Raw genomic sequence first — 21731 nt, 5'->3', positions numbered from 1 at the left:
CGATGAAACGGCGTCAATTTCTCACCCTTTCGGTGGCCTCGACTCTGCTCCCCTTTGCCCGATTCGCCCATGCGCAGGGGCAGACCTTTGTGACGATCCTCACCGGTGGGACGAGTGGGGTCTATTATCCGTTGGGGGTTGCGCTGGCTCAGCTCGCTGGCCAGGCGTTGCCCGACGCAAAGGTCAATGTGCAGGCGACCAAAGCGTCGTCTGAAAATCTCAATCTGCTGGCGAAGGGCCGCGGGGAGGTCGCCTTCACGCTCGGGGATACCTTTTCGCACGCGTGGAACGGCGTCGAAGAGGCGGGCTTCCCGCAGCCGCTCAAAACGTTGCGCACGCTCGCAGCGATCTATCCCAACTATATTCAGATCGTCGCTGCCCGCGATTCGGGGATTCGCTCACTGGCCGACCTCAAAGGGAAGCGGGTGGCGGTAGGGGCACCGAAAAGCGGCACCGAACTCAACGCGCGCGCGATCTTTCGCGCTGCCGGCCTCTCCTACAGCGACCTCGCGAAGGTGGAGTATGTCTCGTTCGGCGAGTCGGTCGAGCTGATGAAGAACCGGCAGCTCGACGCGACGTTGATCTCCGCCGGTCTCGGGGTGGCGGCGGTGCGCGACTTGGCCACTGCGTTGCCGATTGTGATCGTTCCCGTGCCTGAGTCGGTCATCCAGCGGATCGGTGACCCGGTTTTCCAAGCGGCGACCGTTCCCGCGGGGACTTACGAGGGGCAGGGGGAGGCGGTGCCCACCGTTGCGATCGGCAATTTTCTCGCCACCCATGCGGGGGTTCCCGAGGCGACGGTCTATGCGATCACGAAGGCGATGTTCGACCATCTCGACGCGCTTGTCGCCGCGCACAGCGCTGCGAAGGCGATCCGCCTCGAAAATGCCGCGAAAAATCCTCCTGCTCCGCTCCATCCGGGAGCGGAGCGGTTTTACCGCGAACGGGGTGTCTTGGCGTAATCCTGCAGGAGGCGTCCAGTGAGCCGTTCATCGTTGCCAGGCGAAGGGGGTGACGATGCCCCTTCGGCCCCGCAGACTTTTGCCCACGCCGAGGAGTCGGAGGCGCTTGCGCGCCTTGCAGCCCTCGCGCGCGCGTGGCGGGGGTTGGTGGGCTTTGTTGCGCTCGCCTTCTCGCTCTTTCAGCTGACCGTGGCCACCTTCCACCCGTGGTCGTCGCAGCTGATTCGGGAGTGGCACGTTGCCTTTCTCCTCGTGCTCACCTTTCTGCTCTACCCAGCGGTGCGGCGCAGTGGCGACGAACGGTTCCCCCAGTTGGGCGGTGGGTATCTCGGGCTCTTGCTTGCCGGCGTTGTCGCACTGCTTGCCGCTTACTACGGCTTTTTCGAGCACGACCTGATCGCCCGCGCTGGGGATCCAACTGCTTCTGACCTCGTTGTCGGGGTGGCGTTACTTCTTCTTTGCTTTGAGGCGGCGCGGCGCATTCTGGGGTGGCCGTTGCCGCTCCTCTGTCTCCTCTTTCTCCTCTACGCCCTCTTCGGGCAGTGGGCGCCAGGGGCTTTGGCGCACCGCGGTTATTCGTGGCAGCAGGTGGTCGAGCAGCTCAGTTTCGGTGCGGAAGGGATTTTCGGTATTCCGATCTTCGTTTCGGCGACCTACATCTTTCTCTTCATCCTCTTTGGCGCCTTTCTCGAGCGCGCGGGGATGGTCCAGCTCTTCAACGATGTCGCGTTGGGGCTGGTCGGGCGCGCTGCGGGCGGTGCGGCGAAGGTCTCGGTCCTCTCCTCGGCGCTGATGGGGACGATCAGCGGCTCGGCTGTGGCGAATGTCCTGACGACGGGGCAGTTTACGATCCCGCTGATGAAGCGGGGCGGGTTTTCGCCGGTCTTTGCCGGCGCGGTCGAGGCGACCGCGTCGATGGGGGGGCAGATCATGCCGCCGGTGATGGGGGCGGTCGCCTTCATCATGGCGGAGAATATCGGCGTCCCCTACGCGGAGATCGTGCGCGCGGCGGTGATCCCGGCGCTCCTCTACTTCGCCGCGGTCTTCTGGATGGTCCACCTCGAAGCGAAACGGCAGGGGCTGCGTGGCCTTGCGCCAGAGGAGTGCCCCAGTGCGTGGCAGGCGCTGAAAGCGCGGTGGTATCTGGTGTTGCCGCTCGTCGGCTTGGTCTGGCTCCTTTTTGCGGGGTATACCCCGATGTACGCGGGGATGGCGGGGCTGGCACTCACCGCGGTGCTGGTGCTGGGAACAGCGGTTGCGGCGCTGCTTTCCCGGCGTCTCTTTCGCTACACCTTTTGGATTGCGGTGGGGCTCATTGGCGCGCTGGTGGTCCGCTGGGGGGTGGTGCCCATTCTGCTGCTGCTCGCGCTCCTCGCTCTTCTGCTGCTGTGGCGCCGTGAGGGGCGCCACACCCTTCTCTTGGTCAGGGAGAGCCTTATCGTCGGGGCGATGCAGGCGCTCCCGGTGGGGGTGGCGTGTGCGATCGTCGGGGTGATCATCGGCGTCTTGACCCTCACGGGCGCAGCGACGTCGCTGGCGAGTGCCATTTTGACCGTCGGCGAACACCATCTGTTGCTCGCGCTCCTCTTGACGATGGTGATCTGCTTGGTGTTGGGGATGGGGATTCCGACGATACCCAACTACATCATCGTGAGCGCGATCGCCGCCCCTGCGCTTCTGGACCTCGGGGTGCCGCTCATTGTCAGCCACATGTACGTCTTCTATTTTGGTCTGATGGCCGACCTCACCCCGCCCGTCGCGTTGGCGGCGTTCGCAGCCTCGAGCGTCGCGAAGTCGCCGCCACTTCCCACCAGCCTCAAGGCGTTTCAGCTCGGGATCGCCGGGTTTACCGTCCCCTATCTGGCCGTCTACGACCCGGCACTGATGCTTCAAGGAGAAGCAACGTGGTGGGGTGTGGCATGGGCAGTGGGGCGAGCGCTCCTCTCGATCGGTTGTTGGGGGATGGCGGTGGTCGGCTGGGGGGGCGCAGCACCGCTCACTTGGCCGCAGCGGTTGGTTGCGGTGGTCGCTGCCGTGCTCGTTGCGACTCCTTCGGGGATGACTGACCTGCTTGGGGTACTTGCTGCTGCCGTGCTCTTTGCGTGGGTTGCGCGTTCGGCGAAGGCAGCGTGACGAGCGGGAAACCAGAGAGGCGAGGGGCTTCGTGGCGACGATGATCACGGCAGCTGCGACCCTCTGTCTCCTGTGGTCGCCGATGGAGCGCGGCGGGGCGCCGCTTCAGCAGCCCACGGACGAAGATGCCCACTGGCCCGTGGTCCAAGTGTTGGGCCGTGCGGGGAGATTGCGCTGGCGCCACTCGATCGAGAAGCTGCTGTGGGAAGAGACGTACCGCGCAGAGCCCCGAGGGGTGCGTCTCGTGACGGCTCGGGTGTGGGGAGCCGGCGCGGGGATGGAGCCGCCTCCTGACGCCGTGCGCGACGGGGAGGGGTGGGTTTATCATCCTGATCGGCTCTTTGCGGCGGTGACGCTCACCCACTCGCCCTTTGTCGCTCCGTACGAATGGTGCGACGAGAGCGACCGCTGCCGGCCGCTCGAGCCGCCCAACCTCCGCTTAAGGGGCAGCGACGCGGGTGGTGAGAGCAGTGTTTCTTGGCAGATGGTGGTGAAGCCGTGTGAGATTTCAGGATCCAGTGAGTAACCAGGGAGTGACGTGATGAACCAAACACCGTTTCGTTGGGATGACCCCTTTCTTTTGGAGCTGCAGCTCACCGACGAGGAGCGGGCGGCGCGCGATACCGCGGCACGTTACGCGCGCGAACGGCTCTTTCCCCGCGTCCTTGAGGCGTTTCGCCACGAGAAGAGCGATCCGGCGATCTTTCGCGAAATGGGGGAGCTGGGGCTCCTCGGTTGTACGCTTCCCCCCGAGTATGGCTGCGCCGGAATGAATTACGTCAGCTACGGGTTGATCGCGCGCGAAGTCGAGCGGGTCGATTCGGGGTTCCGGTCGATGTTGAGCGTTCAGAGTTCGCTCGTGATGTTGCCGATCTACCTCTTTGGTACCGAGGCGCAGCGGCAGAAGTACCTGCCGAAGCTTGCAAGTGGCGAGTGGATCGGCTGTTTCGGCCTCACCGAACCCAACCACGGTTCCGACCCGGGGAGCATGGAGAGCCGGGCGCGCGCCGTTCCGGGCGGCTTTCGTCTCTCCGGGCGGAAGATGTGGATCACCAATAGCCCGATTGCCGACGTTTTTGTGGTTTGGGCGAAAGACGACGAGGGGAAGATTCGCGGCTTCGTGCTGGAGAAGGGGATGAAAGGGCTCTCGGCACCGGCGATCCACGGCAAGGTGGGGCTGCGCACCTCGATCACTGGCGAGATCGTGATGGATGAGGTCTTCGTGCCGGAAGAGAATCTCTTTCCCGAAATTCGCGGGCTGAAAGGTCCCTTTACCTGCCTCGACTCGGCGCGCTACGGCATCGCGTGGGGGGCGTTGGGGGCGGCGGAGTTTTGCTGGCACACCGCGCGGCAGTACGTGCTCGATCGCAAACAGTTCGGTAAGCCCCTTGCGGCGAACCAGCTCATCCAGAAGAAGCTCGCCGATATGCAGACCGAGATCGCGATCGGGTTACAGGCGTGTCTGCGCCTCGGACGGATGAAGGATGAGGGGATCGCTGCCCCAGAGGCGACGTCGATCCTCAAACGCAACTCGTGTGGCAAAGCGTTGGCGATTGCCCGCGATGCGCGCGATATGCTCGGCGGCAACGGGATTTCGGATGAGTTCGGGGTGATTCGGCATGTGGTGAACCTCGAGGTGGTGAACACCTACGAAGGGACCCACGACATCCACGCGCTCATTCTGGGGCGTGCACAGACCGGGATCGCCGCGTTCTAGCCGTTCGCGTTAGCGGGAGGCGACGGCGTTGTCCCGTTTGGCGCCCTCTTTTTTCGCCGGCGCTTTCCCTGACGCCGTTACCGATGCGGACGGGGTCGGGGAACGGGAACGGTTCGCGGGTTGCGCAGTGCTCTTCGCAGGTGAGGGTGATTGAGCCGCTTGAGCCGATGAGGGTGGTTTGACCCTTGTCGGTTGCTGGGCGGCGACCTGCCTCGGGGCGCGATCCTGCCGACTGGTTGCACGCTCGCTTTTTTGCTGGGTCGATTTTGCCGTTTGCGGTGCGTTGTGCGACGCCACTTTCGTGGGAGGGGGGTTCTTCTGGTTTTGGGCGACCCGCTTCGCTTCGTGACGGCTCGCGCTCGCGCTGGAGCGTGCGCCACTCCCCGTTGGCGCAGCTGCTTTGGCTGCTATTTTGTTCTCGGCAGTGGTGGCGGTATGGGAGAGCGTCGGTTGTGGGCGAGAATCGGGCGTTAGCTGCGCGAGCGCCAGAGTGGCGCGATCGCCCCCCTCAGCGGGGACACGGCCCGCGCCGACATAACGTTGTGTCCAGTACTGTTCGTCCAGCGAGGCAACGCTCACCGGTTTCCCGCGCCGTGGGGCGTGGAGAAACTGGTTGTTGCCGATGTAGATGCCGACATGATCAACGGCTCGCTTTTTTGTCCGCCCGGTTTTGAAGAAGACCAGATCGCCGGGGCGCAGGTCGTTGCGGCCGATGCGTTCCGTCGCGAAGAACTGCTCTTGCGACGAGCGGGGCAATTTGATGCCGGCACTGGCAAAGGAGAGCCAGACCAGCCCGCTGCAGTCGAGCCCCTCTTCGCTCTTGCCGCCAAAACGGTACGGAGTACCTTGGAGTTCGAAAGCCGTTTTGAGCGCTTCACTGAGTGTGCGCTTACGTTCGGGGGGCTGGAGGCCGTAATCGGGCGAGCGGTAGGTGAGTGCCTGCAACCAGGCGTCGAGCGGTTCTTCCCCCTCCTCTTCTTCCTCCTCTTCTGGGGAGGTTGCACCGCCACTCGCTACCGCGCTTGGGGTGCCCTTGCCCCAAAGTGAGAAGAGGTTTTCTCCCCCCGTCGTGACACAGCCGGAGAGGAGAAGGGCCACAAGAAGAAGCGGGGGGAGCGGGAAAAAACGGGCCATCCCCGTATGATGCCGGAAAACGTTCGTTTTGGCAATGGGTTAGGACAAGAGGGCGAGCGTGGGGTCGGCCTGATTCATCGTGTAGAAGTGAAAACCTGGGGCGCCGAGTGCGCGCAACCGTTCGAGGAGGCGCGCAACCACCTCAAGGCCAAAGGCCCGGATGCTCGAGGTGTCGTCGCCGAATCCCTCCATTTTGCGCCGGATCCAGCGCGGGATCTCCGCGCCGCAACTGTCGGCAAAGCGCGCGAGGCGCATGAATTGGGTGATCGGCATAATCCCCGGAATGATCGGTTGGGTGACGCCGCGGCGTACCACTTCGTCGCGAAAGTGGGCGTAGGCGTCGGGGTTGTAGAAAAATTGGGTGATTGCGCAGTCGGCGCCCGCAGCCATTTTGGCGGCGAACGCCTCGAGATCGGCCTCGGCACTCTGCGCTTGCGGGTGGTATTCGGGATAAGCGGCCACCGCAATCGCGAAGCTGTTGCCGTAGCGGGCGCGGACGAACGCGACGAGGTCGCGCGCGTAGCGAAAGGGGCCCGGATCAACGACGCCCGAGGGAAGGTCGCCCCGTAACAGCACCAGCCGCTGGATGCCGGCGGCGCGGTAGCGGTCGAGGATATCGACGATGCTCGCTTCATCCGCGCCGATTCCCGAAAGGTGGGGGGCGACGTCCCAACCGGCAGCCTGCAGCGCTGCAACCGACGCAAAGGTCCGTTCCCGCGTGCTTCCGCCCGCGCCGTAGGTGACTGAGGCGTAGCGAAAGAGGCCGCTTTCGCGCAGCTTTTCCGCTTCAGCAAGGAGCTTGGCCATCCCCTCGGGCGTTTGTGGGGGGAAAAATTCGACCGAGTATTCCATCACATCATCCTTACGTTGGGGTTGGCGCGGTGGCTTGGCGAACCGCAGCAACGAGAAACTCCTGATTCCCCGGTTGGTTGCCGACGCCTGCGCCGCGGAGGGGGCTGGGCAGCCAGAGAACGCTTGCCCACCCGAGCTCGGCGAGGGTCGTTTCGATTGCGTGGCGTAGCGCCGCCTCATGGCGCGCGATCTCGCGGACGACGCCGTTCTTCCCCAGCGCCGCAGCGCCGAGTTCGAATTGTGGCTTGATGAGCCAGATGAGTCGTCCGGTTGCCGCGGCCAACGGCAACACCGCTGGCCAGACCTGCCGCACCGAAATGAACGAAAGGTCGCCGACGATGAGGTCAAACCCACTTTCGGGGTAGGCGTCGCCGAGTTGCTCGCGCGTGAGCGACCGGGCGTTGATCCCCTCGAAGGTGACGATTCGCGCGCGGGCAACCGCGTCGGGCGAGGGGCGCGCCGGAGCGCGGACGATGAGCGCCTGTGCGCGGAGCGCTGCGGCCAACTGATCGTGCCCAACTTCAACCCCCACCACCCGCTGCGCCCCCCGCTGCACGAGGAGGTCGGTGAATCCGCCGGTCGATTGGCCAACATCCAGCACGGTCAAGCCGTCTACCCTCCAGCCAAGCGCGTCGAGCGCCGCAGCAAGCTTTTCGCCAGCGCGCGAGACATAGCGTAGGGTATCGTGTGCCGTGAGCGCGACCTGCGCCGTCGCAGCAACCCGCTGCGCCGGTTTGTAGCAGGGCGCGCCGTCGACGGTCACCACCCCCGCAGCGATCAGGCGCTGCGCGGCGGTGCGCGACGGGGCGAGCCCGAGCGCGACGAGCCGGCTATCGAGCCGCTCCTCCGATAGCGCCGCTGCTTCGACCGCCGCCCGGGGGAGCGGCTGGTGCTCTGGCGGACGGCGGGGTTCTGCGGTTGCGCGCACGGGCGCAGGTCGCCACCGCTTCGCCCGGGCGTGGAAGTGGTCCATCGCCACGCGGTGCACTCCCCGTCAATAGCGGTAGTGCTCCGGTTTGTAGGGCCCTTCGACCGGGACGCCGATGTAGGCCGCCTGTTCGGGGGTGAGGGCGGTGAGCTGGGCGTCGAACCGGGTGAGCTGCAGCCGCGCGACCTTCTCGTCGAGGATCTTCGGGAGACGATAGACCCCGACCGGATAGCGTTCGGGGTGGTTGAAGAGCTCGATTTGCGCGAGCGTCTGGTTCGCGAACGACGAACTCATCACGTAACTCGGGTGACCGGTGGCACAGCCGAGGTTCACGAGCCGCCCTTCGGCAAGGAGGATGATCCGTTTGCCGTCGGGGAAGATCACATGGTCGACCTGCGGCTTGATCCGCTCCCAGCGGTATTGGCGCAGGCTCGCGACGTCGATCTCGTTGTCGAAGTGGCCGATGTTGCAGACGATCGCTTGATCTTTCATCCGCACCATGTGGTCGTGGGTGATCACATGGTAGTTGCCGGTGGCGGTGACGAAGATGTCCGCTTTGTCGCAGGCGTAGTCCATCGTGACGACCCGGTACCCCTCCATCGCCGCTTGCAGGGCGCAGATCGGGTCGATTTCGGTGACCCACACCTGGGCGCAGAGGGCGCGCAACGCCTGCGCCGACCCTTTGCCGACGTCGCCGTAGCCACAGACGACGGCGATCTTGCCGGCGATCATCACGTCGGTGGCCCGTTTGATGCCGTCGACGAGCGACTCGCGGCAGCCATAGAGGTTGTCGAACTTCGATTTGGTGACCGAGTCATTGACGTTGATCGCGGGGAACTGCAGCTCCCCCCGTTCGTGCATCTGGTAGAGGCGATGGACCCCCGTCGTCGTCTCTTCGGTCACTCCCCGGATTTCGCGAATGCGGCGCGAATACCACGCGGGGTCGCGCGCGAGCTGCTCTTTCATGCGGGCAAAGAGGGCTCGCTCTTCGTCGCTCGTGGGGTTGTCGAGCACCGACGGGTCACGCTCCGCTTTCACCCCGAGGTGCAGCAGCAGCGTCGCGTCGCCGCCATCGTCGAGGATCATGTTGGCAAAGCGCCCCTCCCCCCACTCGAAGATGCGGTGGGTGTAGTCCCAATACTCGTCAAGCGACTCCCCCTTTTTGGCGAAGACGGGGATGCCGCGCGCAGCGATCGCCGCGGCGGCGTGATCCTGCGTCGAGAAAATGTTGCAGCTGGCCCACCGCACTTCGGCGCCGAGTTCGATGAGCGTTTCGATCAACACCGCGGTCTGGATCGTCATGTGGAGACTACCGGCGATGCGGGCGCCCGCAAGGGGTTTTTGGCCGGCATACTCGCGGCGGATCGCCATGAGCGCCGGCATTTCGGTTTCAGCGATCGCGATTTCGCGTCGCCCCCATTCCGCGAGCGTCGGGTCGGCGATCGCGCACTCGGCAAAGGGTTGGGCAAGCAGGGGATAACGGTCAGCCACAGCGTTCATTCGAACCTCCTTCACGTTGAACGGTGGCCGGGCGGGGGCTCACCAGTCCCCCAACCCGGCGGGTTGGGTTTGGTGAGCGCCGTTTTCGATGACACCGAGCCTGGGCAGACGGGACTGCTTGCAGCGCTCCTCGGTACCTAAAATGATACCACAAGCTAGGATGCGGGGGGTCGAGGGTCGCGCGCGACGTGAACGAGGTAGCGGAAGAGCACCCCGGCGATCAAGAGCGGCAGGACGAAGCCGAGGGTCCAGTCGCGAAAGAGGGGGAGCATCGGGTGGTCGAGCGCATCGAGCACCAGGTAACCGAGGTAGGCCGCGTAGAGTGCCACAAGCAGCGCCCCCTCTTGGCGGTTGACCGAGTAGCCGGCGAGGACGATCGGGAGGAGCAAGATGGTTGCGCCGAGCATCACCCAGAGGTCGGTGGTGAGCACCGAAGGCGGGACGGTAACCCCGCCGTGGGGCGCCGCAGCGAGCGCCGACGCCCCTCCCACGGCAAGGATGTTGAAGACGTTCGAGCCGATGACGTTGCCGACCGCCATATCCCGTTCCCCTTTCCAAACGGCCATGAGCGAGGTGGCGATCTCGGGGAGCGACGTTCCCACCGCGACGACGGTGAGGCCGACGACGAGCTCGCTCACCCCGAGCGCTTGGGCGATCGCGACCGCGCCGCTCACCGCGAGGTCGGAGCCCCAGACGAGGAGCGCGAGCCCGGCAACGATGAGCCCGAGCTGCACCGGTAGGGGGTCGTCCCAATGGCTTTGCGGAATCTCGGCGGCGAACTCCTCTTCCGCTTCCCGCCCTGCGGTGCGCGACTGGCGGAGGAGAAAAAGCGTATAACCGACGATGAGGGCAAAGAGGAGCGCCCCGTCAAAGAGCGAGAGGCGGCCGTCGAACGCCACCACCGCAAAGAGGATCGACGTCCCGAGCAGAACCGGAAGCTCCTGGCGGATCACCTGAAGGTGCACGGCAACGGGGGCGATGAGGGCGGAGAGGCCGAGCGCGATCAGAATGTTCGCGATATTGGACCCGACGATGTTGCCGATCGCCAGTTCCCCACTGCCGCGAAACGCCGCGCCGACTGAGACCGCCAATTCGGGCGCGCTCGTGCCGTAGGCGACGATGGTCAGCCCCACAACGAGCGGTGAGATGCCAAAGCGGACGGCGAGCTTTGCAGCGCCGCGCACGAGCGCGTCGGCGCCCACGGTCAGCACCGCCAGTCCAGCGACGAGTAATCCCCAGGCGGGTAGCGTCATGAAAGGCCCCTGTGTGTGCGGTAGGTGGCACCCCTCGTCAGAGCGCTGGCTTCCATCCTAGAGTCCGGCGTCTGCGCGCAGCGCTTCGGCTTTATCGGTCATCTCCCAGGTGAATTCGGGCTCTTCGCGACCGAAGTGGCCGTAGGCTGCCGTCTTCGAGTAGATCGGGCGGCGAAGGTTCAGCGCCTCGATGATCGCGCGCGGTCGCAGGTCGAAGTGGCGGGCAACGAGCGCTTCGATCCGCTCGTCGGGGATTTTACCCGTCCCGAAAGTGTTCACCATCACGCTCACCGGTCGGGCGACGCCGATCGCGTAGGCGACCTGGACCTCGCACCGCTCGGCAAGCCCTGCCGCGACGATGTTTTTCGCGACGTAGCGCCCAGCGTAGGCGGCGGAGCGGTCGACCTTCGACGGGTCTTTGCCGCTGAATGCCCCCCCGCCGTGGTGCGCCGCGCCGCCGTAGGTATCGACGATGATCTTCCGGCCGGTGAGGCCGCAGTCGCCATGGGGACCGCCGATCACGAAGCGGCCGGTCGGGTTGATGAGGTAGCGCACCGACCCCTCGAGGAGCTCGGGCGGCAGCACCGGTTTGACGATCTCTTCGATCACCGCCTCTTTGAGTTGGTCGTAAGTGACATCGGGGTGGTGTTGGGTCGAGACCACCACGGTGTCGATCGCAACCGGTCTCCCATCTTCGTAGCGGACGGTAAGCTGCGCTTTGGCGTCCGGGCGCAACCAGGGGAGACGACCGTCTTTGCGCACCTGAGCTTGCCGCTCCATGATGCGGTGGGCGTAGTAGATGGGAAGGGGCATGAGGGTCGGCGTTTCGTTGCAGGCAAAGCCGAACATCAACCCCTGGTCGCCGGCCCCTTGATCGAGCGGATCGTCGTGGGCGTGGTCGACCCCTTGGGCGATGTCGGGGGACTGGCGGTTGATCGCGACCAACACTGCGCACGACTTGTAGTCGAAGCCGATGTCGGAGTCGTCGTAGCCGATGCGCTTCACCACTTCCTGCGCGATCTCGCGGTAGTTGATGTGGGCGCTCGTGGTGATTTCACCCGAAATGACAACGAGGCCCGTGGAGACGAGGGTCTCACATGCGACACGCCCCGTGGGGTCGTCGGTGAGCACGGCGTCGAGCACGCCGTCGGAGATCTGGTCGGCGACCTTGTCGGGGTGGCCTTCGGAGACCGACTCCGAGGTGAAGAGATAGCTTCTGCCCATGGTTTTCTCCCAGCGATCCCCTCGCCTACCCTTGCGTAGGCGGCTCTGAGGGGATCGGGGCAGAGCTGCCGACGCTTTAGCGGTATTTCGCTTCCGCCCCGCAAGTTGTCGGATTAACTCGGCGGATGTGCAGTTATCATAGCAAAATTTTGTCCAGGCGGGAACATCCTTTGGCAACAACGGCAACGGCAAAAAAGCTCCTTCTCGCAACCGTGATCGGCTTGCTTCGCCGGCTCGATCTTCGGGGGGCGCAGCGGCTGGGTCGGCTCTTGGGGTGGGTGTGGTGGCTCACCTCCTCCCGCTACCGGCGCGATCTCGATGAGACCTTAGCAACTGCGGGGATGTGGCGCCGATCGCTTCGCCGACGGGTGATTGGCGAATCGGGGGCGCAGATCGTCGAAGCCCTCTGGCTCTGGCTCCACCCCTTCGAGGAGGTATTGGCGGAGGTGCGCGCCGTGGAGGGGTGGGATCAGGTCTGTGCAGCGCGCGAAGCGGGGCAGGGGATCCTCTTTCTCACCCCCCACCTCGGCTGCTTCGAGATCACCTCGCTCTGGGCTGGGCAGTTTGTGCCGCTCACGGTGCTCTACCGGCCGCCGCGCATCGCCGAGCTCGCACCCATGATGGAGGCAGGGCGGGGTCGTGGGGGAGTGCGTTTGGCCCCGACGACGCGAAGCGGCGTGCGGCAGCTCGTCGCTGCGCTGCGTCGTGGCGAGGCGGTGGGGTTGCTGCCCGATCAGACTCCGAAGGCGGGGGAGGGGGTTTGGGCCCCCTTTTTCGGCCAGCCGGCGTGGACGATGACGCTTGCGGCACGCTTGAGCTTGCTTTCCCACGTCACCACCGTCCTTGTTTGGGGCGAGCGGTTGCCCCACGGCGAGGGGTTTCGCCTCCATTTCGCGCCGCTCACGTGGTCGCAGCCGGATGCCACGGTGAGCGATCGTGCCGCGGAGATCAACCGGGCGTTGGAGGCGTGGATCCGGCGTGCGCCGGAGCAGTACCTGTGGGGGTATCCCCGCTTCAAAGTGCCGGCAGGGGTCGATCGTGGGTAAGCGCTGGGCTTGGCATAAGGATGCGCCGCTGCGCCTCTGGCTGCTGCGCCAGGCCGACCGGCTGGTGGTGGCCCTCATCTGGACCCTTTCGTGGTTGCCCTTGCCGCTCCTTGCCCAAGTGGGCAAAGGGTTTGGGGTGCTCCTCTATCTTCTCGCACGGCGGCGGCGCCACATTGCGGCGGTCAATCTCGCCCTCTGTTTCCCGGAGAAGAGTGAGCGGGAGCGGCAGGCGTTGTTGCGCGACCACTTCCGCTTGTTGGGGCGAAGTCTCCTGGAGCGGGGGATCGCCTGGTTTGCCTCCCCGGCGCGGATTCGGCGGTTAGTGGCCCTCGACGGCTGGTCGGAGCATGTGGCGCCGCTCATTGCGCAAGGGCGGCCGGTGATTCTGGTGACGCCCCACTTTCTCGGGCTTGATCTGGTGGGGACGAGGCTCACCCTCGAAGGGGATTTCGTCAGCGTCTATTCGCGACAGCGGCGCAGGGTGGTTGCCGACCGTTGGTTGCTTCATGGCCGGACCCGTTTCGGGGCGCAGCTCCTTGTCGCTCGGCAAGACGGAATCCGTCCGGTGGTGCGGGCACTGCGCGCGGGGCGGCCGTTTTACTATCTCCCCGATCTCGACTACGGCGCAAAAGAGGCGATCTTCGTTCCCTTTTTCGGCGTACCCGCAGCGACGATCACGGCGCTCCCGCGCCTCGCGCGGCTCACGGGCGCAGCCGTGGTGCTCTGCGTTGCCGAAATCGAGCCGAATGGCCGCGGTTATTGCGCCCACTTCTCCGCCCCGTGGCCCAACTACCCCTCAGGGGACGAGGTTGCCGACGTTGAGCGGATGAATCGGGAGATCGAAGCGGCGGTGCGGCAGCTGCCGGCGCAGTACCTCTGGGTCCATCGGCGCTTCAAGACGCAGCCCGAGGGGAAAGGGGCGTGGTATCGGAGGGCACGAAGCCAGCGCAGCGGTTGACTTTGCCACTCGCTTGGTTATAATTGCAACCCTCGCAGAGCGGGAATAGCTCAGTTGGTAGAGCACAACCTTGCCAAGGTTGGGGTCGCGGGTTCGAGTCCCGTTTCCCGCTCCATGCGGCGCGGTGGCAGAGTGGTTATGCAGAGGACTGCAAATCCTTGGACGTCGGTTCGATTCCGGCCCGCGCCTCCAGAGCTGGTTAGCACTGCGGGAATAGCTCAGTTGGTAGAGCACAACCTTGCCAAGGTTGGGGTCGCGGGTTCGAGTCCCGTTTCCCGCTCCACGATCTCCCCTTCTCGAAACCCCTTTCCCTCTAAGCTGAAGTTCAGTGCATCTCCTCTTTGTCGGGAGGGAGTGGCACCACAAGAATCCCCTCATTGAGCAGTGACGCCACCTCGTCGCGCTCCGCTTTTCCTTTGATCGGGCGATGTGGCGCCTCCCCGTAGTGAATCCGGCGCGCCTCCTCGGGGAAACGCACGCCGACATCTTCCGCCTCTTTTTGGAGTTGCCGCATCGCTCGCCACAAACGGGCGAGTTGCGCCGCCAGGTTTTCTTCGGGTTCCCCTGTTTGCCGACTTGGGGGCGGGAGAGAAGTTTCGGCCTCTTGGGTAGCGGTATGGACTGCCGGCGCTGCGGGAAGGCGGGAGACGGAGACCGTGCCGCAGTGGGGGCAGGAGACCCACCCTGCGGCGATCTGTTGGTCGAGCGTCTCGGCGGAAGGGACCCAGAGTTCGAATCGATGGGCGTTGACGCAGGCGAGATCGAAGACGACCATTCAGCGCCCACCTGAAGGTAAGGGGATACGGAAGTGCTCCAAGGTCTCGAAGGTCACCGCGCCCGCCGCCAGTCCGTGGCTCCGTTGGTAGGCGATCAGTGCCCGGCTTGTGGCCACGCCGAGTTTGCCATCGATCGGACCGGGGTCGTAACCTGCCGCTTTGAGATTCTCTTGAAGTGTTTTGACCAGTTCTGGGGTGAGGTCGCTGTCGCAGATCGCTTGCCTTAACGCAACCTTCGGTTCTCCCTCATAGAGCGTCTGAACCAGCTCGACCACCTTCGGGGGGATCGCCCGCTCTTTGACCTCTTCGGGCTGGGCGACTTCGAGCGCGGGGATTTTCTTAACCGTCGGCTCGATTTCGACTGGAACCGCCCGTGCGGGCCGCTCGACCACCCAGCGGGTCACCTCTTTGTATTCGGCAGGGATCACCTCCTCTTTGGTCGTTGCCGGTTGCACCAAGACACGCCGTTTCACCTGTTGGGTTTTGGCCGGGATCGTGCGGGCACAGAGCGGTTGAACCGCCCCTTCCAGCATGCGGTTGACGCCGGGGATCCGGCACTTTTCAAGGACTGTTCGTTCGGCTTCGATCACCACTGTTTCGGTGCGCGTCTCATAGACGGGCGGGATGGTAATGGTGCGCCGGATTTCGGGCTTGACGAGCACCCTCTCTTTCACCGCTTTGTAGACGGGGGGTTCGATCCGGTAGGTTGTCCCTCCCTCGCGGATCGTCACCGTCTTCTCGGTTTTGGCGAGCTGCGCCGGCGTGACCTCAAAAGTGGTCGCCCCCTCTTGGAGGGTGACGGGGAGGGGTTCCTTGCGGGGAAGGGGGTAGACGACCGCCTGGACCCAACACTGCCCCGGTGCGACGGGGGTTGCCAGTGGATCAGAAGGGGTTGGGGCGGGCGAACCCTGCACCGGCTGCGCCGCAATCGGCGCACTCGTGGCTGTCGACGAGGTGGGTGCGGTGGGTGAAGGGTGTGCTGTGGCCTGAAGTGGGGTGGCGGGGGTTGCATTCGAGGCGTTGAGTTGCGCGCAGGCCGAAAGGGATGCCGCGACGGCGATCCATAAACTCACGGGGGGGTGTCTCATTTTAGCTCTTCCAGGTGGCACAAACGGGTAGAATTGTAACGAAATTTTTCTGGGGCAAAGGATGCCAAAGAGCGCGTGGCGAGTTTCCCGCTGGCTGTGGAGTGGCGTTTGGGTTTTCATGGCGTTTTGGTCGGGGTTTTTCGCTGTCCTTTGGTGGGAAGAAGGGGACGTGCGACAGTCGTTGTCCCTCGGCGCTGAGGAGGCCAACGAGGGTGGGGTAGTTCCTAGCGTCATGACTGCTCCCGCAGCCGATCGATTCGAATCGCCGGAACGCCCGAGGGTGCTCGCGCAAAGTTCCCCGGAACCTTTGGCCATGCCATTGCCTCCAAAGGAGGTTGCGGCCAGTGGCGAATCTGAGGGGGCTCCTGGGGGGACTGCTTCTCCCCCGGAGCGTTCTCCCTGGGAGTCGCCTCCTGAGGAACAGCCACTCAGGGAAGATGCACCTCATGAGGAACAGCCGCACGGGGACGATGCGCTTCGTGCGCAGAATCTCGATCTGCTGCGCTCCTGGCAGGCGAAAAAGCGGTGGGTGTTGATCGTGCGCCGGTATCGGGAGGAACAGCGGGCAGAGGCTCTGGCTGCTTTGCGCAAACTGCAGAAGGAGCTCGCGGAGCGCGACGAGCGCCTCGTGTGGGTTCCCCACACCACCCGCGGGCGGCGCGAGTGGCTGCTGCTCTTGGGTCCCTTTGCCACAGAGGTGGAGGCGCGGGAGGCGCTCTTTACGGTGCCGGCGGCGCTCCTCGTCGCGCAGCCGCAGATTGTCCCCGCACAAGCGGTAAAGCCGTGGGATCGCTAAGGAGTCAGGTATGAACAGTCAAGCAGTCGTTGCGTCGCAAGAAGAGGCGAGCGTGCAACTCCTCCTTTCAGGCGTCAAGTGCGCGGGGTGTGTGCGGAAGGTCGAGGAGACGCTTGCCCGGGTGCCGGGGGTGACACGGGCAGTCGTCAATTTCGCTGAACGGACCGCGCTCGTGGAAGGGACCGCGCCTGTAGCGTCGCTCATTGCGGCGCTCGAGGCGGCGGGGTATGGGGCCACCCCGGTGCAGGATGAGGCGCGGGCGCTTGACGAGAAAGAGGCGGCAGAGGCGGCTTTTGCCCGTGCGCGGTTGCGCGACATGATCTTCGCGCTCCTTGTCGGCGTGCCGCTCATGCTCTACGGCGTTTTCGGCGGTGAGATGGTCGTCGATACCGGAATGAGCCGTTGGGGGTGGTTGGTCGTCGGCCTCTTCACGCTCGCCGTGCTCATCCACAGCGGTGGCCACTTCTTCAAAGGGGCGTGGAGCGCTTTTCGCCAACATACGGCGAACATGGACACGCTGGTCGCGACCGGTACCGGGGTTGCCTGGCTCTACTCGATGGCGGTCGTGCTCTTCCCGGAGGCGGTTCCGCACGAGGCGCGGCACGTCTATTTCGAGGCGTCGGCGATGATCATCGGCCTCGTCAACCTCGGCCTCGCGCTTGAGACCCGGGCGCGCGGGAAGACGTCGCAGGCGATCAAACGGCTCCTCGGCCTTCAGCCCAAGCAGGCACGGGTCGTGACCGCGGAGGGGGAACGCGACCTTCCGGTCGCAGCGGTCCAGGTCGGGGATCTGATCCGCGTCCGTCCCGGCGAGCGGATCCCCGTCGACGGCGAGGTGGTCGAGGGAAGTAGCTTCGTCGACGAGTCGATGCTCACCGGGGAGCCGATGCCGGTTGCGAAAGGGCCGGGGGATCGTGTCACCGGCGGGACGATCAATGGCGCTGGAAGCTTCCTCTTTCGCGCCACCCGGGTGGGCAAGGATACGGTGCTCGCGCAGATCATCCAGATGGTCAAAGCAGCGCAGAACGCGAAACCGGCGCTCGGGCGGCTTGCCGATAGAATCGCCGGGGTCTTTGTCCCGACGGTGTTGCTCATCGCGATCGCCGCTGCGCTCATCTGGCTCAACTTTGGACCGGAGCCGCGGGTGGCCCATGCGTTGGTGGCGCTCACCACGGTGCTCATCATCGCCTGCCCGTGTGCGCTCGGGCTCGCGACGCCGATGTCGGTGATGGTCGGCGTCGGCAAAGCGGCCGAAGCGGGGGTGCTCATCCGCAACGGCGACGCACTCCAGCGGGCGAGCGAACTCGACGTTGTCGTCGTCGACAAAACGGGTACCGTCACCGAAGGGCGCCCCAAGGTGGTCGCGATCGAGAGTGACGGAATCCCAGAGGAGCGGCTCCTCGAGCTTGCGGCCGGCTTGGAGAATGGTTCGGAGCATCCCTTGGCACTCGCGGTGGTCGAAGCGGCGCGCGAGCGGCAACTTGCAATTCCAGCCGCCGCCGACTTTCATGCGGTTGCCGGGAAAGGGGTGCGCGGAACGGTCCTCGGGGAGTCGGTGCGCATCGGGCAGCTGCGCTGGTTGCGTGAGGAAGGGGTAGACAGCGCCACGTGGGAGCATCGGGCAAGCGCCCACGCCGCGCAAGGGGCGACGCCCCTGTTTGTTGCGGTGGCGGGGAGAATTGCCGGCGTGATCTATGTCGCCGACCCGATCAAAGCCGATAGTCGCGAAGCGATCGAGCGGCTCCATCGGCTCGGGCTCAAAGTGGTGATGCTCACAGGGGATCTTGCGGTAACGGCTCGTGCGGTGGCGGAGCAGGTCGGGATCGACGAGGTGCGGGCGGAGCTCCTGCCGCACGAGAAGGCAGAGGAGGTTCGGCGGTTGCGGCAACAGGGGGTGAAGGTGGCGATGGTCGGCGACGGGATCAACGACGCGCCGGCATTGGCCGAGGCGGACGTCGGTTTTGCGATCGGCACCGGTACCGACGTGGCAATCGAGAGCGCCGACGTCGTACTGATGCGTGGTTCGCTCCACGGGGTCGCCGACGCGATCGAAATTTCTGCCGCGACGGTGCGCAATATCCGGCAGAACCTTTTCGGTGCGTTTATCTACAACGTCCTCGGGATTCCGATCGCCGCAGGCGTCCTCTACCCCTTCACCGGGATGTTGTTGAACCCTGTGGTGGCCGGAGCGGCGATGTCGCTCTCCTCGTTCACCGTCGTTACCAACGCCAACCGACTGCGCTTTTTCCAACCCTCCTCAGGGAAAAAGGGGGCGAGATGATCGTACTCAATATCCTGCTGATCGCGCTTGCCGTGTTCGTCATCTATTGGTTCTGGTTGAGCAGACCCTCGTAAGGGGTGGTTCGGCGCGCTCGAACGATTGACGGCAGGGGGAAGTTGGTGTATCATTTTGATTCCTCGGCCAGGTAGCTCAGTTGGTAGAGCAGCGGACTGAAAATCCGCGTGTCGGTGGTTCGATTCCGCCCCTGGCCACCAAAATTTCCAGTCCCCAGCGTGTCTCATAATGTCCCCTGACGATCAGGGACAGTTCACCCACGCTGCATCCGGCCGCCAGTTTGCCACCCAGGATGGAATCGCTTCTGCAGGCATGGGGCGGGCGATGCCATAGCCTTGCAGCAGACCACAGCCCATGCGCAACAGGGCGCAGACGTGGGCGCTCGTCTCCACCCCTTCGGCGACCACGGCGATGTGGAACGCCTCAGAGAGGCCGATGATACCGGCGACGATGGCCTGGTCTTCGGGATTGTCCAGCATGTCGCGCACGAAGCTCTGGTCGATCTTGAGCACGCTTACCGGCAGCCGCTTGAGATAGGTGAGCGAAGAGTAGCCCGTGCCGAAGTCGTCCAGGGCGAACTGCACGCCCAGGCTGCGGCAGGCTTCCATCAAGGGCAACACACTGTCCATGTCGTCGAGCGCGGCGCTTTCCAGCACCTCCAGCTCGAGCCTCTCCGGCGGCACTTCGGCGTGGCGGCGCAGGAGCTCCCCAAGGCGCACGGGGAAGTCCGGCTGGGCGAGATGGTGGGGCGAGATGTTGACGCATACCAGAAAGTCGAGCCCCGCAGCACGCCAGGTTGCCATCTGGCCGAGTGCCGTGCTGATGACCCATTCCCCAACCCGCTGCTCCAGCTCCGAGCCGGCTAGGCGCGGCAGGAATTCCCCCGGCAGCACCAGCCCCCGCTCCGGATGCTGCCAGCGGATCAGAGCCTCGACCGCCACTACCTTGCCTTCACGCACATCCACCTTGGGCTGGTAGTAAAGGCGGAATTCCCCCTTTTCCAGGGCCTCTTCCAGGCGGGCCAATACCGAGCGATGCTCGCGGGAAACGAAGGCATTTCGCACGTCGAAGAACTGGTAGCGGTTGCGCCCCGTCTCCTTGGCGGCGTAGAGCGCCTGGTCGGCATGGCGCAGCAGGGTGTCGGCATCGGCGGCATCGTCGGGGTAGAGGGTGACACCGATGCTGGCGTGAATGGTGAGGCTCTCGCCGTCGATGAGGAGGGGCTGGGTTACGGACTGAAGTAAGCGGTCGAGAATGTTTTTGCACTGCTCGAGCCCGGTGAGGTGGTTGAGGAGCAGCACGAACTCGTCGCCCCCCAGGCGCGCCACCGTGTCGCCGCCGCGCACAGCCTGCTCCAGCCGCCGGGCGATCTCCTGCAGCAGGCGGTCGCCCACGGCGTGGCCCAGGCGGTCGTTGATGGGCTTGAAGCCATCGAGATCGAGGTAGCACACCGCCAGCCGCTCACCGCTGCGCTGCGCGTGGGCGAGCGCGATGCGCATGCGGTCCGCGAGCAAGGCCCGGTTGGGCAGCCCCGTGAGGGCGTCATGGTAGGCCAGGTGCCTCAATTGGGCTTCCTGGGCCTTGATCTGGGTGAGGTCGCGGAAGATGCCGATGTAATGGGTGGGGCGGCCTTCCTCGTCACGCACGGCGACGACCGCGAGCTCCATGGGAAAGAGGGTTCCGTCCTTGCGCTGGTTGTTCATCTCGCCGTGCCAGTGGCCCCGTGTTTCCAGTTCGGCGAACACCGTCTGCATCAATCGGGCATCGTTGATTCCGGAAACGAAGCACTTGGGCGGCGCGCCGATGGCTTCCTCACGGGTAAAGCCGGTGATGCGCGTGTAGGCAGGGTTCACCTCCACGAGGTGTTTTTGTGCATCGGCAATCATCACACCGTTCAGGGAATGCTCAAAGACGCTCGCTGTGAGGCGCAGGCGCTCGATGAGTGCACGCTCTTCGCTCTGGTCGCGAAACACCAGCACCGCGCCGTGGGTGCGGCCATCCGCGCCGCGGATGGGAGCGGCGGAATCGGCGATGGGGCGCTCGCGGCCATCCCGGGCGATGAGCAGCGTATGGTTGGCCAGGTCCACAATCACTCCTTCGCGCAGGCAGCGGCCGACGGGACATTCGACTTCCGCGCGCGTGGTCTCGTTGACGATGACGAACACCTCCAGGATGGAGCGGCCCCTCGCCTCGCCGGCGGTCCAGCCGGTCAAGGCTTCTGCGACCCGGTTCATGAATTCGACCCGGCCTTCGGTATCGGTGGCGATGACACCGTCGCCGATGGATTCCAGGGTGACCCGCAGACGTTCCGACTCGTCGTGGAGCGCCTCCCGCGCCGCGGAGAGCGCCGCGGCCATGCGGTTGAAGGCGTCGATGACTTCGAGGAGCTCGGGGCTGCCCTGGCGCGGGATGCGATGGGAAAGATCGCCCCGCTCCAGCGCCCGTGCCCCCTCGCCCAGGGCCGCCAGGGGCCGGGTGGCGCTCTTCAAGACGAGGAAGATGCCGGTGAAGTCGATGGCCACCGCCAGCAGCAGGATCGAGAGGTGGCTGACGAAGTTTTGCCACAGGCGATCGAGGGCCGGGGTGGTGGTCATGCGGATCACCACCTCGCCGTAGTTTCGCCCCCCCACCACCAAGGGCCGGCGCATCTCCGGGGCGGGCAGCCGGGCGAGGGCCGCGAACCAGGTGGGGGCACGGGGCGGTTCCACCTTGTCCGTCGCCTCCACCGCGCCGCCGCGGGCAGGCAGGAAGGCCATGCGGGCGATGTCGCGGCGCTTGACTCGCTCCCTCAGCTCCTGTTCGATGCTCGCGAAGTCGCCGGTGACCACGTCGTCGGCGAGTGCGAGCAGCAAGGATTCCATCTCCAGCGTGAGGTTCTCCGCCATCTGGTCACGCAGGTGCTCCGCATCCCGCGCCGTGGACACGAAGAGCAGCAGCGCCCCCGCCACGGCGAGGGCAAGTCCGCTGATGAAGAGGACGCGCTGCAGCAGCGTGAGCCGCTGCCATGGGGCGGCGTGGGGGGCGCGTACGCTCATCGCCCCTCCAGTTGCCACAGCTGGCGATAGACC

At 65.1% G+C, this 21731-nt stretch carries 17 protein-coding genes, 4 tRNA genes and 1 riboswitch; of the genes, 12 read left to right on the top strand and 9 right to left on the bottom strand.

Features of this window, described 5'->3' with window-relative positions:
* Positions 1-2 precede the first annotated feature (2 nt).
* From ACYQ6T_RS04240 to ACYQ6T_RS04225, 4 genes are all read left to right on the top strand, one after another.
* Positions 3-962, top strand: coding sequence for a TAXI family TRAP transporter solute-binding subunit (locus ACYQ6T_RS04240; RefSeq protein ID WP_459828063.1), 960 nt, complete (start codon positions 3-5; stop codon positions 960-962).
* Positions 963-1109: 147 nt separating this feature from the next.
* Positions 1110-3095, top strand: coding sequence for a TRAP transporter permease (locus ACYQ6T_RS04235; RefSeq protein WP_459828147.1), 1986 nt, complete (start codon positions 1110-1112; stop codon positions 3093-3095).
* A 40-nt stretch (positions 3096-3135) separates the two neighbouring features.
* On the top strand, positions 3136-3621 hold the full coding sequence (locus ACYQ6T_RS04230) for a DUF1850 domain-containing protein (protein WP_459828144.1): 486 nt from the start codon (positions 3136-3138) through the stop codon (positions 3619-3621).
* 15 nt (positions 3622-3636) lie between these two features.
* Complete coding sequence (locus ACYQ6T_RS04225) at positions 3637-4812, top strand: acyl-CoA dehydrogenase (protein ID WP_459828060.1); 1176 nt, start codon at positions 3637-3639, stop codon at positions 4810-4812.
* 9 nt (positions 4813-4821) lie between these two features.
* On the opposite strand, the gene ACYQ6T_RS04220 is transcribed toward ACYQ6T_RS04225, so the two are convergent.
* The 6 genes from ACYQ6T_RS04220 to metK form a co-directional block, all read right to left on the bottom strand.
* Positions 4822-5946, bottom strand: a complete 1125-nt coding sequence (locus tag ACYQ6T_RS04220) for a C40 family peptidase (protein WP_459828057.1) — start codon at positions 5944-5946, stop codon at positions 4822-4824.
* Positions 5947-5985: 39 nt separating this feature from the next.
* Entirely contained in the window at positions 5986-6798 is an 813-nt protein-coding gene (locus ACYQ6T_RS04215; protein WP_459828054.1) for a methylenetetrahydrofolate reductase, read from the bottom strand.
* 10 nt (positions 6799-6808) lie between these two features.
* Positions 6809-7771, bottom strand: coding sequence for a TlyA family RNA methyltransferase (locus tag ACYQ6T_RS04210; protein ID WP_459828142.1), 963 nt, complete (start codon positions 7769-7771; stop codon positions 6809-6811).
* Positions 7772-7792: 21 nt separating this feature from the next.
* Positions 7793-9226 carry an adenosylhomocysteinase gene (ahcY, locus tag ACYQ6T_RS04205; RefSeq protein WP_459828051.1) on the bottom strand — a complete coding sequence of 478 codons (1434 nt, stop codon included), beginning with the start codon at positions 9224-9226 and terminating at the stop codon, positions 7793-7795.
* 67 nt (positions 9227-9293) lie between these two features.
* A riboswitch (S-adenosyl-L-homocysteine riboswitch) is annotated at positions 9294-9364 on the bottom strand.
* A gap of 17 nt (positions 9365-9381) precedes the next feature.
* Entirely contained in the window at positions 9382-10479 is a 1098-nt protein-coding gene (locus tag ACYQ6T_RS04200; protein ID WP_459828048.1) for a calcium/sodium antiporter, read from the bottom strand.
* Between the two features lie 57 nt (positions 10480-10536).
* The gene (gene metK, locus ACYQ6T_RS04195; protein WP_459828045.1) at positions 10537-11703 is read right to left on the bottom strand and encodes a methionine adenosyltransferase; all 1167 of its coding nucleotides are present in this window, start codon (positions 11701-11703) and stop codon (positions 10537-10539) included.
* A gap of 170 nt (positions 11704-11873) precedes the next feature.
* On the opposite strand from metK, the gene ACYQ6T_RS04190 reads away from it, so the two are divergent.
* The 5 genes from ACYQ6T_RS04190 to ACYQ6T_RS04170 all read left to right on the top strand — a co-directional run bounded on the left by ACYQ6T_RS04190 (position 11874) and on the right by ACYQ6T_RS04170 (position 13990).
* Complete coding sequence (locus tag ACYQ6T_RS04190; protein ID WP_459828043.1) at positions 11874-12749, top strand: lysophospholipid acyltransferase family protein; 876 nt, start codon at positions 11874-11876, stop codon at positions 12747-12749.
* Positions 12750-12789: 40 nt separating this feature from the next.
* Positions 12790-13707, top strand: coding sequence for a lysophospholipid acyltransferase family protein (locus tag ACYQ6T_RS04185; protein ID WP_459828140.1), 918 nt, complete (start codon positions 12790-12792; stop codon positions 13705-13707).
* A 39-nt stretch (positions 13708-13746) separates the two neighbouring features.
* Positions 13747-13822: transfer RNA gene (locus tag ACYQ6T_RS04180), tRNA-Gly, on the top strand.
* 3 nt (positions 13823-13825) lie between these two features.
* Positions 13826-13899: transfer RNA gene (locus tag ACYQ6T_RS04175), tRNA-Cys, on the top strand.
* A gap of 15 nt (positions 13900-13914) precedes the next feature.
* Positions 13915-13990 (top strand) — tRNA-Gly (locus ACYQ6T_RS04170).
* 42 nt (positions 13991-14032) lie between these two features.
* On the opposite strand, the gene ACYQ6T_RS04165 is transcribed toward ACYQ6T_RS04170, so the two are convergent.
* Entirely contained in the window at positions 14033-14482 is a 450-nt protein-coding gene (locus ACYQ6T_RS04165) for a DUF1178 family protein (RefSeq protein WP_459828040.1), read from the bottom strand.
* Entirely contained in the window at positions 14483-15571 is a 1089-nt protein-coding gene (locus ACYQ6T_RS04160; protein ID WP_459828037.1) for a peptidoglycan-binding domain-containing protein, read from the bottom strand.
* Between the two features lie 313 nt (positions 15572-15884).
* On the opposite strand from ACYQ6T_RS04160, the gene ACYQ6T_RS04155 reads away from it, so the two are divergent.
* The 3 genes from ACYQ6T_RS04155 (at position 15885) to ACYQ6T_RS04145 (ending at position 18863) form a co-directional block, all read left to right on the top strand.
* Complete coding sequence (locus tag ACYQ6T_RS04155) at positions 15885-16367, top strand: SPOR domain-containing protein (protein WP_459828034.1); 483 nt, start codon at positions 15885-15887, stop codon at positions 16365-16367.
* 10 nt (positions 16368-16377) lie between these two features.
* On the top strand, positions 16378-18648 hold the full coding sequence (locus tag ACYQ6T_RS04150) for a heavy metal translocating P-type ATPase (RefSeq protein WP_459828031.1): 2271 nt from the start codon (positions 16378-16380) through the stop codon (positions 18646-18648).
* Positions 18649-18787: 139 nt separating this feature from the next.
* Positions 18788-18863, top strand: a tRNA-Phe gene (locus tag ACYQ6T_RS04145).
* 42 nt (positions 18864-18905) lie between these two features.
* Here the strand turns inward: ACYQ6T_RS04145 and ACYQ6T_RS04140 are convergent.
* A complete protein-coding gene (locus ACYQ6T_RS04140; protein ID WP_459828028.1) occupies positions 18906-21698 on the bottom strand; it encodes an EAL domain-containing protein in 2793 nt (930 codons plus the stop codon).
* Between the last annotated feature and the right edge of the window lie 33 nt (positions 21699-21731).

The sequence above is a fragment of the Hydrogenophilus islandicus genome (assembly GCF_054657095.1).
This window is presented reverse-complemented; position numbering and strand designations above follow the sequence as displayed.

What these genes read in the sequence shown, in the direction of transcription:
- ACYQ6T_RS04240 (WP_459828063.1), top strand. Translation starts at nt 3, where the DNA reads ATGAAACGGCGTCAATTTCTCACCCTTTCGGTGGCCTCGACTCTGCTC.
- ACYQ6T_RS04230 (WP_459828144.1), top strand. Translation starts at nt 3,136, where the DNA reads ATGATCACGGCAGCTGCGACCCTCTGTCTCCTGTGGTCGCCGATGGAG.
- ACYQ6T_RS04225 (WP_459828060.1), top strand. Translation starts at nt 3,637, where the DNA reads ATGAACCAAACACCGTTTCGTTGGGATGACCCCTTTCTTTTGGAGCTG.
- ACYQ6T_RS04220 (WP_459828057.1), bottom strand. Translation starts at nt 5,946, where the DNA reads ATGGCCCGTTTTTTCCCGCTCCCCCCGCTTCTTCTTGTGGCCCTTCTC.
- ACYQ6T_RS04215 (WP_459828054.1), bottom strand. Translation starts at nt 6,798, where the DNA reads ATGGAATACTCGGTCGAATTTTTCCCCCCACAAACGCCCGAGGGGATG.
- ACYQ6T_RS04210 (WP_459828142.1), bottom strand. Translation starts at nt 7,771, where the DNA reads ATGGACCACTTCCACGCCCGGGCGAAGCGGTGGCGACCTGCGCCCGTG.
- ahcY (WP_459828051.1), bottom strand. Translation starts at nt 9,226, where the DNA reads ATGAACGCTGTGGCTGACCGTTATCCCCTGCTTGCCCAACCCTTTGCC.
- ACYQ6T_RS04200 (WP_459828048.1), bottom strand. Translation starts at nt 10,479, where the DNA reads ATGACGCTACCCGCCTGGGGATTACTCGTCGCTGGACTGGCGGTGCTG.
- metK (WP_459828045.1), bottom strand. Translation starts at nt 11,703, where the DNA reads ATGGGCAGAAGCTATCTCTTCACCTCGGAGTCGGTCTCCGAAGGCCAC.
- ACYQ6T_RS04165 (WP_459828040.1), bottom strand. Translation starts at nt 14,482, where the DNA reads ATGGTCGTCTTCGATCTCGCCTGCGTCAACGCCCATCGATTCGAACTC.
- ACYQ6T_RS04160 (WP_459828037.1), bottom strand. Translation starts at nt 15,571, where the DNA reads ATGAGACACCCCCCCGTGAGTTTATGGATCGCCGTCGCGGCATCCCTT.
- ACYQ6T_RS04155 (WP_459828034.1), top strand. Translation starts at nt 15,885, where the DNA reads ATGCCATTGCCTCCAAAGGAGGTTGCGGCCAGTGGCGAATCTGAGGGG.
- ACYQ6T_RS04150 (WP_459828031.1), top strand. Translation starts at nt 16,378, where the DNA reads ATGAACAGTCAAGCAGTCGTTGCGTCGCAAGAAGAGGCGAGCGTGCAA.
- ACYQ6T_RS04140 (WP_459828028.1), bottom strand. Translation starts at nt 21,698, where the DNA reads ATGAGCGTACGCGCCCCCCACGCCGCCCCATGGCAGCGGCTCACGCTG.